Origin of the sequence: Pantoea sp. MHSD4 (genome assembly GCF_021043305.1) — a bacterium.
Lineage (GTDB): Bacteria > Pseudomonadota > Gammaproteobacteria > Enterobacterales > Enterobacteriaceae > Pantoea > Pantoea eucalypti.
The window spans coordinates 219,181-233,854 of record NZ_JAJNDH010000003.1 but is presented as its reverse complement, the minus strand read 5'-3'; the positions used below and the strand labels follow the sequence as shown (position 1 = coordinate 233,854).

Annotated in this window: 7 protein-coding genes; all 7 read right to left on the bottom strand. The window is 60.2% G+C overall.

The window, feature by feature from the left end; all coding sequences use genetic code 11:
- Positions 1–3: 3 nt before the first annotated feature.
- The 7 genes from lplT to LQK91_RS11535 all read right to left on the bottom strand — a co-directional run bounded on the left by lplT (position 4) and on the right by LQK91_RS11535 (position 14,510).
- Entirely contained in the window at positions 4–1,194 is a 1,191-nt protein-coding gene (gene lplT, locus LQK91_RS11565) for a lysophospholipid transporter LplT (protein WP_003851018.1), read from the bottom strand.
- Positions 1,191–3,341 (bottom strand): bifunctional acyl-ACP--phospholipid O-acyltransferase/long-chain-fatty-acid--ACP ligase, encoded by a 2,151-nt coding sequence (aas, locus tag LQK91_RS11560; protein ID WP_003851019.1) that lies wholly within the window; start codon positions 3,339–3,341, stop codon positions 1,191–1,193. The genes lplT and aas overlap by 4 nt, the downstream gene beginning before the upstream one ends.
- Before the next feature lie 89 nt (positions 3,342–3,430).
- On the bottom strand, positions 3,431–4,816 hold the full coding sequence (locus tag LQK91_RS11555) for an efflux transporter outer membrane subunit (RefSeq protein ID WP_105099507.1): 1,386 nt from the start codon (positions 4,814–4,816) through the stop codon (positions 3,431–3,433).
- A gap of 3 nt (positions 4,817–4,819) precedes the next feature.
- Entirely contained in the window at positions 4,820–7,921 is a 3,102-nt protein-coding gene (locus LQK91_RS11550) for an efflux RND transporter permease subunit (RefSeq protein WP_105099506.1), read from the bottom strand.
- Entirely contained in the window at positions 7,918–11,139 is a 3,222-nt protein-coding gene (locus LQK91_RS11545) for an efflux RND transporter permease subunit (protein WP_105099505.1), read from the bottom strand. Before LQK91_RS11545 ends, LQK91_RS11550 begins: the two co-directional genes overlap by 4 nt.
- Entirely contained in the window at positions 11,136–12,344 is a 1,209-nt protein-coding gene (locus LQK91_RS11540) for an MdtA/MuxA family multidrug efflux RND transporter periplasmic adaptor subunit (RefSeq protein ID WP_039658920.1), read from the bottom strand. The genes LQK91_RS11545 and LQK91_RS11540 overlap by 4 nt, the downstream gene beginning before the upstream one ends.
- 426 nt (positions 12,345–12,770) lie before the next feature.
- On the bottom strand, positions 12,771–14,510 hold the full coding sequence (locus tag LQK91_RS11535) for a penicillin-binding transpeptidase domain-containing protein (protein WP_003851029.1): 1,740 nt from the start codon (positions 14,508–14,510) through the stop codon (positions 12,771–12,773).
- Positions 14,511–14,674 lie beyond the last annotated feature (164 nt).

Sequence of the window (14,674 nt, the reverse complement as noted above, 5' to 3'; positions counted from 1 at the left end):
CACTTAACGCTTAGCAGGTCGCCACAGCCACAACACGGCGATCGCAAGCGCAAACAGCACGCCAAAGCCGACGCCCGTCGCTACCGCAGGCGCGCCCGCCTTAATCGCCAGCGTATAGAGCCCCAGCATAATCAGCATGGCGCTGTTCTCACCCAGGTTCTGTACCGCAATGGCGTTGCCTGAACCGACACTCTCTTTGCCCCGCGCCTGTAACAGCGCATTCAGCGGCACCACAAAGAAACCGCCCAGTGCACCAATCAGCATCAGCACTAAATAAGCATTCAGCAGAGAGTGCTGCAGCGCAAAGACCACCACCATGACACCAATCAGCACACCAGCCGGCATACAGCGACGCACGGTCTCCAGCGTCACCAGCTTCGCCGCCGCCGCTGCGCCAATCACAATGCCGATTGCCACCATGGCATTCAGCGTGGTTGGCGTGGTGTTGTCATTGATCCCCAGCGCCACCGGCACCCAGAGCACCAGCAGGAAACGCAGCGTTACGCCTGCGCCCCAGAACAGACTGGTGCCGAGCAGCGAGAAGCGGGTTTCTGCGTCACGCCAGAGCAGCGCGGCAGCACTGAAAAAGCTGCGTACCATCACGCCAAACTGCCAGCTCTGACCAGGCCGTGCCGCCTGCAGTTTCGGGATGAACAGGTTCGCGACCACAGCGATGCCGTAGGTCAGCGCACAGATGCCCAGCGCCGCCAGAATATGCCAGTCAGCCAGCATGCCGCCCGCCACCGAACCCAGCAGAATAGCGGCGATAGTCGAAGCCTCCATCAGCCCGTTGGCTTTCACCAGCTTCTCGCCGTGGGTGATCTCACCGAGGATGCCATATTTGGCCGGCGAGTAAGCCGCTGCGCCCGCGCCCACCAGGGTATAGCCAATGAAAGGATTGAAGCCGAAGCAGATCACCAGCGCGCCCAGCAGCTTCAGGCTGTTAGCGAGCATCATCACCCGCCCTTTCGCCATGCTGTCCGCCACCTGACCGACAAACGGCGCCAGCAGAATATAGGCCGCGACAAACAGCATCTGTAAGACCGGCTGGCTCCAGTCGGGATAGAACTGACTTTTCAGTACCGCCAGCGTGGCAAACAGTAGCGCGTTATCGCCAAACGCCGAAAAGAACTGGGCGATAATCACGGCAATCATGCCGCGCGACATCAGCGGCGCATTACGATCAAGGCTCATGCCTGCTCCTCTTCCGCCATTTTTTTCAGCGTGACGTAATCGGGTTTACCACTGCCCAGCTGCGGCAACTGCTTCATGACGCGGATATCACGCGGCAGTGCCAGCTCTGGCGCACCCAGCTCGCGGGCTGCTTTCTGCAGCCTGTCGCGCACCAGTTCAGCGTCCGTGGTGAACAGCACCAGTGCCTCGCCGCGCTGTCCATCCGGACGCAGCGACGCCGCATGTTGTTTCTCCGGCGACGCCTTCAGCGCGATCTGCTCGACGATCTCCAGCGACACCATCTCACCCGCAATCTTCGCAAAGCGTTTGGCACGTCCCTGAATCTGGCAGAAACCGCCTTCATCGAAGCTGACGATATCACCGGTGTCATACCAGCCCGCTTCCAGATTACCTTCGCCGTCGTCGGCGGCCGGGGCTTCCAGCACGCCAGGATTTTCGACCCGCAGATAGCCCTTCATCACGTTTGGTCCACGCAGTTGCAGGCGTCCGCCCTGCTCAATGCCCGGCACTGACATCAGGCGTGAATCCATGCCCGGCAGAATGCGTCCCACAGTGTGTGTCTTCGCTGCCATCGGCACATTAATCGCCACAACCGGCGCGCACTCGGTGACGCCGTAGCCTTCGAGAATGCGAATGCCATACTTCTCGATATAGAGCTGACGGGTGTTCTCCTGCAGCTTCTCCGCACCCGCAACGACATAGCGCAGACGGGCAAAATCATAGGGCGCGGCAAAGCGCGCGTAGTTACCCAGGAAGGTTGAGGTGCCGAACAGCACGGTGCAGTTACGGTCATAAACCAGCTCCGGCACGATGCGATAGTGCAGCGGGCTGGGATAGAGGAAGACCTGAGCACCGGTCATCAGCGGCGTAAACAGCCCGACGGTCAGACCAAACGCATGGAACAGCGGCAGCGCCGACATAAAGCGGTCGCGCGGCGTGAAGTCGGCGATGGTGCGGATCTGCTCGACGTTCGCCAGCAGACTTTTATGGGAATGCACCACGCCTTTAGGGTTGCCTTCAGAGCCGGAGGTAAACAGCACCATCGCGGCATCTTCCGGCTGTTGAGGTAACTGGGCGCGATGCGGCATCAGCAGATGGGCAAGGATCCACAGCTTGTCTTTGCCCGTGACGGTATCTTTCAGATCTTCCAGGTAGATCCACTGCACATCGTCCAGCCCCTGCGGCAGATGCCACAGATTGCCTTTGTCCAGGAACTGCCGCGACGTGAAGACGGTTTTAATCTGCGCCGCGGTCAGTGCTGCACGCATGCCGTTAACGCCCGCGCTATAGTTGAGCATGGCCGGAACGCGCCCGCGCAGTGTGGCACCGAAAATCGCCGCCGCCGTCACGGTGGTATTAGGCAGCAGGAGCCCCACCACTTCACGCGGCTGGCTGTAACGCTCCAGAATACGGCCTACGCCCAGCGACTTCTTCAGCAGGCCGTTATAGCTGTCGGGTTTGAAATTCACATCTTCGATGCAGCGCTTAAACGCGCCGTAACGCGTCCGCGCCGCCAGAAACGCCTCAAACAGGGTTTCACGCGGACGCACTGCCATGCGCGCTTCCATCATCACATGATGCAGATGCTCACCGGCCAGCACGCGGCGATCGCGCGCCCGTTTCGCCTCTGGCATCGGAATGCGGGTGGCGGGCAGAACGGTGAGAGTGATGCGCGGGAACAGGCGACGTTTAAACACGCCCGCCAGACGACCAAACGGCGTGTATTCAGCGCCTTCAATGCGCATTGGCACGACGTTAGCGCCGGAACGCGCCGCGACAAAGCCTGCCCCGCTGTAGATTTTCATCAGCGAGCCGGTAACAGTAATTCGTCCTTCCGGGAAGATGACCACCGGACGGCCCGTATCAATCAGCCGAACCAGCTGCTTCAGCGCCATGGGCCGGGTGGGATCCAGCGGCACAAAGTCGATAAAGGGTTTAACCAGACGCATAAACCAGCTTTCGCTGATGGTCGAGTAGACGGCAAACACCGGTTTAACAGGCAAAAATAGCGCCAGCAACATGCCGTCCAGAAACGACATATGGTTCGGTGTGATCAATACCTTCTGCTTATGCAGTTCGGCGACGTCGCCCCGCAGTTCGACCCGCCATAACAGGCGAAATATCAGGCGTAAAAGTGTGAAAGCCATGCCAGCTCCTTAGCATCGTGAAAAATAGCCCTCACGATGCAGGATTTGACGCGGTTCGACAACCGAATTATCGGCAATCTGATGCGGCTTCAGGGAGCCTGCCAGCCACCGCCCAGCGCGGCAATCAGCGCGACGCTGCTCACCCACTGCGTGGTCGCAAGCGTCAGCAAACTCTGCTGTGCGCTCAGGCTGCTGTTCTCAGTGGTCGCCACATCCAGGTAGTCAATCATGCCCGCCTCATACTGCAGGCGCGTCACCCGCGCCGAAGTCTGGGCCGCGTCGGTGGCGCGCTGCTGCGCGGCGATTTCGCCCTGCAGCGTGTTCAGCTCCACCAGCTTATCTTCCACCTCCTGCATCGCGGTCAGCACCGTCTGACGATAGGTGGCCACGCTGGCATCCCAGCTTGCCCGCGCCTGATCGACCTTCGCCGAGGTCGCACCCGCGTCGAGCAATGTACCGCTTAGCGCCGGTCCCAGTGACCAGACGCGGTCCGGCAGCGAGAAGAGCGAATGCAGCACGGAGGCGCTGACACCACCACTCGCGCTCAGAGTCAGGTCAGGATAGTAACCGGCTACCGCCACACCGATGGCGGCATTGGCGGCGGCCATATTACGTTCGGCATACGCGATATCGGGACGGCGCTGTAACAGCTCGCCCGGCAGGGCTGCCGGAATCGCGGGTAATGTGGCCGTCAGTGGCGCAGCGGGCAGACTGAAGTCGGCCGGAGCTTTGCCAATCAGCAGCGCAATGGCGTGCTCCATCTGCGCACGCTGCCACTGATAATCCTGCGCCGAGGCGCTGGCGCTCTCCCGTTGCAGCTGCGCCTGGGCCAGCGTGGCACGCGACGCGGTGCCCGCCTGATACTGGCTGGTGATCACGTTCAGATAGTGCTGATAAGCATCAACGCTCTGCTGATAGAGCGCGATTTTCTGATCCATGATGCGCAGCTGGAAATAGTCCTGCGCCAGCTCAGACTGGGCGCTCAGGGTGATGTTGGCCAGTTCTGCCGCGCTGGCCGAAGCACTGGCGCGGTTCTCCTCCAGCGTGCGCCGCAGTTTACCCCACAGATCCAGCTCCCAGTTGGCACTCAATTCCGCCTGATGGCTGCTGCTGGTGGTGCGAACGCTGCTGTTGGTGGCATGGCTGCCGCTGCGCGTTACGCTGCCATCATAGTCCAGCGAGGGAAACAGCGCTGCACGTGACTCAGCCGCCAGAGCCTGCGCCTGCCGGTACTGCGCGGCATAGGTTGCTACGTTCTGATTCGACACGCTGACCTGGCTCAACAGCCCGCTCAGCGTAGCGTCATGGTAAACCGTCCACCACTCGCCTTTGCTTTGCGCATCCAGCGGTGTCGCCGGCTGCCAGCCTCGGGCCTCTTTATAGTGAACCGGCATCGCTACAGACGGGCGCTGATAGTCAGGACCCACGCTACAGCCGCACAGCAGCATCACAACAAACGGGATGAGAGGTTTCATGGATCAGGATTCCGCAGGGCGCAAACGACGCCATTGACGTTGAGTGGCACGGCCCAGACGATCGAGCCAAAGATAAACAACCGGCGTGGTGAACAGTGTCAGCAGCTGGCTAAGCGCCAGCCCACCTGCAATCGCTATCCCCAGCGGACTGCGCAGGTCGGCATCACCGCCGCTGCCCAGCGCCAGCGGCAAGGCGCCAAAAAAGGCGGCCAGTGTGGTCATCATGATTGGCCGGAAGCGCATCAGGCACGCCTGGGTGATCGCCTGCTGCGGCGACATGCCCAACCGCCGCTCCGCATCAATGGCGAAATCAATCATCATGATGGCGTTCTTTTTCACGATGCCGATCAACAGGATGATGCCAATCAGCGCGATCACCGTGAGCTGCGTGTTGGTCAGCAGCAGCAGCAGCATCGCTCCGACGCCCGCTGACGGCAGCGTCGAGAGAATGGTCAGCGGATGGATATAGCTCTCATAGAGCACGCCGAGCACGATGTAGACCGCCGCCAGCGCCGCCAGAATCAGCCACGGCATGGTGGCGGTCAGCTGTGAAAAGGCCGCGGCGGTACCGGCAAAACCGGCATGAATGGTCGAGGGCAGGCCCAGCTTCGCCATCGCCTGTTTAATCAGTAACTGCGCCTGCTCCAGCGAAACGCCATCATTGAGGTTAAATGCCACCGTGCTGGTGGCAGACTGGCCCTGATGCGCTACCGACAGCGGCGCGTTGCCACCGCTGAAACGGACAAAGGCGGAGAGCGGCACGCGATCACCGCTGTCGTTAATCACATAGAGTTGATGTAGCGTCGCCGGATTCGCGGTGTCGCTGTCCTGCAGCGACATCACCACGTGATACTGATTCAGAGTGTGATAGAGCGTGGCGATCTGCCGCTGGCTGAAGGCATTATTCAGCAGTGTATCCAGCATTTTCACGTTGACGCCCAGTCGGGTGGCGCGGTCGCGGTCAATCGTCAGCTCCACCTCCTGACCGCCGGTCTGCGAGTCGGAATCTACGCTGTTAAGCTGGGGAATGGCTGCCAGCGCCGCCTGCACTTTCGGCGTCCAGACCCGCAGCAGCGCAAGATCGTCCGCCTGCAGGCTGTATTGATACGTCGCGTTAGCGCTACGTCCGCCAATGTGCAGATCCTGCGCCGCCATCAGGAACATCTGCGCCCCGGCGATATGGCTGGTTTTGCGCGTCAGTCGGTTAGCCACTTCAGTAGCCGTGGCATCGCGCTGGCTAAAATCCTTAAGCCGCACAAAGAAGTTGGCGCTGTTGCGGGAGCCAAACATCCCGCTGCCCATAGACGACATCACACTCTCGACCGCCGGATCTTTCTGAATGATCTTTGTAAACATCAGCATTTTCGGCTTCATCGCCTGGAATGAGATGTTCTGATCGGCACGCAGCGCGCCCATCAGCAGCCCGGTGTCCTGATTGGGGAAAAAGCCCTTTTGCACCACGGTAAAGAGAAAAACGTTCAGCAGCACGGTCAGCAGCAGGCTGAGCAGCGTCAGCTTCTGATGGCGCATCACCCAGGCCAGCCCGCGTCCGTAGGCAGCCAGCAGGCGGTTCAGCTGATTTTCAATAAACTGATAAAGCGGATGTGGTCGCTGGCTGACGGGCGGTTTGGGCTTTAGCAGGCGTGCGCAGAGCATCGGTGTCAGGCTGAGTGAGACGAACAGCGAGATCAGCAGCGACACGGTGAGCGTTACGGCGAATTCGCGGAACAGCCGTCCAACAATGCTGCCCATCAGCAGGATCGGGATAAACACCGCAATCAGCGACACGGTCATCGACAGCACGGTGAAGCTCACCTCCTGCGCCCCGCGCAGCGCCGCCCGCAGCGGACTCAGCCCACGCTCAATATGGCGAGTGATATTCTCCAGCACCACAATCGCATCATCCACCACGAAGCCAGTGGAGACGATCAGCGCCATCAGCGACAGGTTATCCAGGCTGTAACCCAGCAGGTACATCACCGCGCAGGTGCCGATCAGCGACACCGGCAGCGCCAGCGCCGGAATGATCACCGCCTGCAGATTGCGCAGGAAAATAAACACCACCGCAATCACCAGCAGCACCGCGATCAGCAGCGTCTCTTCGGTGTCATACAGTGAGGCGCGCACGCCGGGCGAACGGTCAACCACCACTTTCAGCTGGCTGTCAGCGGGCAGACTTTTTTCCAGCAGCGGCAATTGCGCTTTGATCGCGTCGATGGTTTCGAGCATGTTCGCGCCCGCCTGACGTTTAATGCCGATCATCACCGCAGGCGTGGCATTGAGGAATCCCGCCTGATAACGATCTTCCACCGAGTCATAGACCGTGGCGACGTCGCGCAGCCGCACCGCTTTGCCCTGCTGCCAGGTGATGATCAGATCGCGGTAGCTGGCGGCCTTTTCCAGCTGTCCGTTGCTGTCCACCAGCCACGACTGGTCACTGCTCTGCAAAATTCCTTTGGGCAGATTGGTGGTGCTGTTGGCGACAGCGGCGCGCACCGTCTCCAGCGAGATGCCGTAATGCGTCAGCTTCAGCGGCTGCAGATCGATGCGCACCGCGGGTAAAGCGCTGCCCATCAGCGAGACTTCGCCGACGCCCTGCACCTGCCCCATTACCTGTTCGATTTTGCTCTCTGCCAGGTCATAAAGCTCGCCGGGCGAGCGGGTGGCGGAGGTCAGCGCCAGCATGACAATTGGCGCATCTGACGGGTTGGCTTTGCGATAAGTGGGCAGCGAGGCCATCGCGCTCGGCAGCAGGCTGCGCGCCGCGTTGATCGCCGCCTGTACGTCGCGTGCCGCGCCATTGATATCGCGGTCCAGATCAAACTGCAGGATGACCGTGCTGGAGCCCTGCGAACTGCTGGAGGTCATCTCACTAATACCGGCAATCTGCCCCAGCGAACGCTCCAGCGGCGTCGCGACGGTGGCGGCCATCGTTTCCGGGCTGGCCCCCGCCAGGCTGGCGCTGACCATGATGGTCGGGAAATCGACCTGCGGCAGCGGTGCCACCGGCAGCAGCCGGTAGCCCAGCGCGCCGAGCAACAGTATCGCCAGCGTCAGCAACAGCGTCGCCACCGGACGAAAGATAAACAGCCGGGTCAGATTCATTGCCCGCTCCGCGCCTGCTGCTGACGGCGTTTCACCCAGGCATTGCCGCGCTGCGCCAGCCCATCAAACAGCAGGTAGATCACCGGCGTGGAGAAGAGCGTCAGCACCTGACTGACAATCAGCCCGCCGACAATCACCAGCCCCAGCGGCTGCCGCAGCTCTGCGCCCGAGCCGGAGGCCAGCATCAGCGGTAACGCGCCGAGCAACGCCGCCATGGTCGTCATCAGGATCGGGCGGAAGCGCAGCAGACAGGCCTGATGAATCGCGTCACGCGGGCTGAGATGCTGCTTGTGTTCTGCCTCCAGCGCGAAGTCGATCATCATGATGGCGTTCTTTTTCACGATACCGATGAGCAGGATGACCCCAATCAGCGCAATCAGGCTGAACTCCGTGCCTGCCAGCAACAGCGTCAGCAGCGCGCCCACCGCCGCCGACGGCAGCGTTGAGAGAATGGTGACCGGATGGATAAAGCTCTCGTAGAGGATGCCGAGTACCACATACATAGTGATCAGCGCCGCCAGAATCAGCCACAGCGTGTTGCCGGTGGCACTCTGGAACGCCGAGGTTTCGCCCTGGTAACGCAGCGTGGTGCTCTCTGGCAGGTGCAACTGCTGCCGCACGTCGGCGATCGCCCGCTGCCCATCCTCCAGCGAGTAGCCCGGATTAAGGTTGAAGGAGATCATCACCGCCGGAAACTGATTCAGCCGCATGTGCATCAGCGAGCCGGTGCGCTGATGAATAGTGGCGATAGCGGTAAGTTTCACCATGCCGCTGCTGGCCGTGTCGCTATCAGAAGCTGAGCTGGACGTCGACGTTGATGAAGACGTTGATGTTGATGACGAAGCCGTGGATGAAGCCGTGCTGGTAGATGATGACGAGCTGCTGCCGGAAGAGGGCTGCAGATAAACATCATCAAACGACGCCGGACCCTGCTGGTAAGCCGGAGCGACTTCCAGCACCACCCGATACTGATTCGACTGGGTGAAAATAGTCGAGACCAGACGCTGACCAAAAGCGTTATAGAGCGCGGTGTCCACGTCCGACGCAGTAATACCAAAGCGCGCCGCTTTATCGCGGTTCAGCTCAACGTATGAGACGCGCCCCTGATCCTGCAGGTTACTTACCACGCCATTAAATTCGGGCCGCTGCTGCAACGCTGCCACCATTTTTGACGACCCGCTGACCAGATTCTCACTGTCGGCGTCGTCCAGGGTGAACTGATACTGACTCGGCGAGACCTGGTCGTTGACGGTGAGATCCTGCGCCGGTTGCAGATAGAGCCGGATACCTGGCACATCGGCGGTCGCCTGTTGCAGTTGTTTAATCACCTCATCCGCTTTCACATCACGCGAGCCAAATGGCTTAAGGTTGATCTGTAACCGTCCGCTGTTGAGGCTGGTGTTGGTGCCGTCGATGCCAATCGTCGATGAGACGCTTTCCACCGCCGGGTTTTTCAGAATCAGAGCCGACAATGCCTGCTGCCGCGTGGCCATCGCTTTAAATGAGACATCCTGTGAGGCGACAGTAATGCCCTGAATCAGCCCGGTATCCTGGGTCGGAAAGAAGCCCTTCGGCACCATCATATAGAGCAGCGCGGTCAGCCCGAAGGTCGCCAGCGCCACCAGCAGCGTCAGTTTCTGATGGTTAAGTACCACGGTCAGCAGCCGGTCATAGCCGCGCACCAGCGCATCGAAAAGTTCGCCGCCCTTGCGGGAAAAAGTTGACTGCTGTTCGGGCGGAATGTGGCGCAGCAGATACGCACACAGCATTGGCGTCAGAGTCAGCGACACCAGCATCGACACCAGAATCGCCACCGCCAGCGTGATCGCGAACTCCCGAAACAGTCGCCCGACCACATCACCCATAAACAGCAGCGGGATCAGTACGGCAATCAGTGAAAAGGTGAGCGAGATGATGGTGAAGCCAATCTGCTGTGAGCCCTTCAGCGCAGCCTCCATCGGCGACTCGCCCTGCTCCAGCCGCCGGGAAATGTTCTCGACCACCACGATGGCGTCATCAATAACAAAACCGGTGGCGATAGTCAGCGCCATCAGCGACAGGTTATTCAGGCTGAAGCCTGCCAGATACATCACACCAAAGGTGCCGATCAGCGACAGCGGCACCGCCACGCTGGGGATCAGCGTAGCGGCCACGTTGCGCAGGAACAGGAAGGTCACCATCACCACCAGCGCAATCGACAGCATCAGCTCAAACTGCACATCACTGATCGAGGCGCGGATGGTCTGAGTGCGGTCGGAGAGAATCGTCATCTTCACCCCGTCCGGCAGCGCCGCCTGCAGCGCGGGGAGCTGCGCCTTGATGTTGTCCACCACCTGAATTACGTTTGCGCCCGGCTGGCGCTGCACGCTAATCACAATCGCCGGCTGGTTGTTGGCCCACGCTGACTGGAAGCTGTTCTCCGGGCCCTGTTCAATATGGGCGATATCTTTCAGGCGCAGCGCCGCGCCATTTTCATAGGTGAGAATCAGGTTGCCGTACGCGTCGGCGGTGCGCAGCTGGTCGTTGGCATCGATGGTGACCGAATGATATTTCCCGTCAAAGCCGCCTTTGGAGCCATTAACGTTGCTGTTGCCAATCAGCGTATTCACCGCCTCCAGCGTCAGATGATGCGCCGCCAGCGCCTGAGGATTCATCTGCGCCCGAATCGCGGGCTGATGTCCGCCTGCCAGCGTCACCATCCCGACACCGGAGATCTGCGACAGCTTCAGTGCTACCCGGGTATTGACCAGATCCTGCACCTCGGTCAGCGGCAGCGTGCTGGAGCTCGCCGCCAGCGTCACCACCGCACTGTCCGCCGGGTTAACCTTTTTATAGGTCGGCGGATTGGGCAGATTGTCGGGCAGCAGGTTATTCGCCGCATTGATCGCCGCCTGCACCTCCTGCTCGGCGACATCCAGCGACAGATCGAGGCTGAACTTCAGGGTAATGATCGACGCGCCGCTGGCGCTGGTGGAGCTCATCTGGCTCAGCCCGGCCATCTGCCCTAACTGGCGCTCCAGCGGCGACGTGACCGACGACGCCATGACATCCGGGCTGGCGCCCGGATAGAGCGTGGTGACCTGAATGGTCGGATAGTCGACCTGAGGCAGCGCCGAGGTCGACAGAAATTTATAGGCAAAAATGCCAGAGATCAGCACGCCGACCATCAGCAGAATGGTGGCGACCGGACGCAGGATAAACAGGCGAGACGGGTTCATTTCGACACGGCACCGGCAGCAGGTGTCTCATCGGCCAGCGTGACTTTGCTTCCGCCGGTGAGGCGATCGATCCCTTCTGTCACCAGCCGATCGCCTGGCGAAACGCCGCTGAGGATCGCCTGCTGATCGTCGCCGAACGTGGGGCCGGTGGTGACCGCTTTGCGCGTGACGGTGTGATCCTGATTGATCACAAAGACAAAGCTGCCGTCGCTGCTCAACTGCAGCGCCTGCGCCGGGATCACCGTCGCGCCTTTCAGCACCCGGAGCTGCAGCCGCAGATTGACAAACTGGTTAGCAAACAGCGACTCATCCTGGTTGGCGAACACCGCCTTCAGCGCCACGGTGCCGGTGGCGGTGTCGATCTGGTTGCTGATGAACTTTACTTCGCCGCTGGCGAGCTGATGCTGGTTGTCCTGATCAAACAGCGTGGCGGGCAGGCTCTGGCCCTGATGCAGGACGCTGACCAGCGCCGGGATATCGCTTTGCGGCACGCTAAAGGTCACGGCGGCGGGCTGCATCTGGGTGATCGTCACCAGGCCCGTGCTGCTGGCGCTCTGAACCATGTTGCCGGGGTCGATCTGACGCAAACCGACGCGCCCGCTGATCGGGGCGGTGATGCGGGCATATTCAATGCTCAGCTTCGCACTGGCGATCTGCGCCTGATCGGCGGCGACCGCACCGCGATACTGCCCGACGGTGGCAATCTGGCTGTCCAGATCCTGACGCGCCAGCGCGTCCTGTGCCGCCAGTTTGCGGTAGCGCGCCAGCGTCAGTTCGGCGCTGTTCAGCAGCGCCTGATTTTCGCTGAGTTCGCCCTGATACTGGTTCAGCGTCGCCTGATAGCTGCGCGGATCGATCTGCGCCAGCAACTGCCCGGCACTGACCTTCTGCCCTTCGGTAAAGAAAACCTGCTCCAGCTGGCCGTCAACGCGGCTGGTCACCGTCACGCTGGCGTTGGGGATCACCGTGCCGAGCGCATTGAGCCACACCGGCACATCCGCCGTGCTGGCCATACCGCTGTGAACCAGCGTCGCCCCGCCGCCCATCATGCCATGCGCGCCATGCCTGCCCGGCGGCATCCCCTCACCCGGCCCATGACCCGCCGTCAGCAGACGCCAGATAACGCCCGCGACAATCGCAACCACCAGCAACAGGAGCAGCCATTTGAGCCCAAAAGTACGCCCGGGGCGAGAAAGGTGAGTCATCGTCAAACTCTTCAGGTAAGCAGAAAAAGAAATCCCGGAACATGCGGAATGCGGCAGTGTGAACCGGCTGAGGCGAGCAAAAAAACGCCAGGGTTCACGGCGGCCATTATCGGTGAAAGCCGACGCGCCTTTCTATTGGCAAACTGTCAGGGTTTCGTTAAGAACGATGATGATTTAACGGCGGTTATACAGCGGGGAAGAGAGCGTCCGGCGAGCAGGCAAAAAAAACCCACGCATCTGCGTGGGTTGGTGTAATAACAGGAATCTCACTGCCGAAGCGGTGTTGTTTTCACACCCATCAATACCTCTGGGACTGCTATCCTCGCACTGATTGACCGCGCGGGGACAGCGAGAAAACGCAACCGAATTCGGGGAAGTGCAACGAGGTGTGAATATCTTTCACGTCTCGCTTACACTCTGATTACACTAAGATTTATCCGAAGTATTGGTCGCCGGTTTCGTGTAAATGGCATCTGGCGCAATGTTCATGTGTTTCAGCACCGGCCCCATAATATTACCGAACACCGGTGCGGCAACCGAGCCACCGAAGTGATCGCCTGCCGTTGGATGGTTGATCATCACCACCAGCGCCACTTCAGGATGGCTGGCTGGCGCAATACCGGCGGTGTAGTTGACGTAGCCGCCATCATACTTGCCGCTGGTGCCCATTTTTTCCGCCGTACCGGTTTTGGTCGCCAGACGATAACCCGGCACCGCGGCTTTCAGCCCGGTTCCGCCCGGCAGGACGTCACTCTCCAGCATATGCACCACCTCTTTCACCGTTTCCGGGTTGGCAACCTGCCGCCCCATGACCGGTGGCGTAACGCGGGTGATCGACAGCGGACGGTAAACGCCATAAGAGCCGAGCGTGGCGTATTCACGGGCAATCTGCAGCGGCGTGACACGCAGGCCGTAGCCAAAGGAGAAAGTGGCCCGCTCGATATCGGCCCAGCGGGTACGGTGCAGCGGGAAGTAGCCGACGCTTTCGCCGGTCAGCCCTAATCCGGTGGGTTTACCCAGGCCAAACGCCTGATAGGTATTCACCAGCGCTTCCGCAGGCATCGCCAGCGCGAGGTGTGATACGCCAATGTCACTCGATTTCTGCAGAATGCCCGTCATGGTCAGGCGCGGCCAGTGACCGACGTCGCGGATCAGGTGGCCGTTCACGCTATAAGGCGTGGTATCGATGACGGAATCCGGGCGCACCAGGTGGCGCTCCAGCGCCTCCATGACCACTAACGGCTTAACAGTCGATCCCGGCTCATAGCTGTCATTGATGGCCGAGTTACGCATCTGCGCCGGGGTCGCCCCTTCGTAGTTATTAGGGTTGAACGACGGATAGGAGGCCATCGCCAGAATCTCGCCGGTGTCAATTTTCACCAGCACGGCGGCGCCTGAATCCGCCTTGTTGATCAGCACGCCGTCACGCAGTTTGCTGTAAAGCGTGTACTGGTCATATTTGTCGATGCTGAGCTGCACCGTTGGCGGCTGAGTCGGCGGCTGATAGTTGATCATGGCGATGATATTGCCCGCCGCATCCTGACGATAGACCTCTTTGCCCGGTTCGCCCTGCAACACTTTATCAAAGCCTTTTTCCAGGCCATTAAGACCCACGTTATCCGCTCCCACAATGCCGAGCAGCGGCGCAGAGGCCTCGCTCATCGGATAGAAACGGCTGTCGTCGTAGACTTCGCTGATGCCTTTCAGCTTCAGTTCTTTAATATCTTTCGCGATGCCCAGTTCAACTTTACGGCCCAGATAGAGGAAGCGACGTTTCGGGTTAGCAGTGATCTGCGCCGCCAGCTCTTCAGGACGGGTGTTAAGCGCCGCCGCAAGATAGGCCCATTTAGCGCTGGTGAAATCGGGGTTACTCTCAAGCACACGCTGCGGATCGGCAATGACATCGCGCGATGGCACGCTAAGCGCCAGCGCTTCACCGTTACGATCCAGCAGGGTACCGCGGCTGGTCGGCAGCGTGACGGTACGCAGCGATCGCTGATCGGCTTCGTGCTCCAGCATCGGCTGATTCAGGAACTGCAGGTCCGCGACGCGCGCCAGCAGCACCACCAGACAGGTCGTGACACCCAGGCAGATCAGCCGAAAACGAAAAGGGTTAAATGGCGCTTTTATCTGGTCTTTTCCCAGTAGTTTTTTAATCCGGGGCATGGCATTCCGCTGCGCAAAATAAAGAGAAAGAGGCTGGTGCCAGCAGTTATAAAGAAAGCGCTGGCTGTATAACAGGAAAACTGTGTATCAGTTCGTTATCGGCCGCAGATTTTGGGCAAAAAAAACCTGCGCATCTGCGCAGGTTGGTGTAATCAAGAAAATCT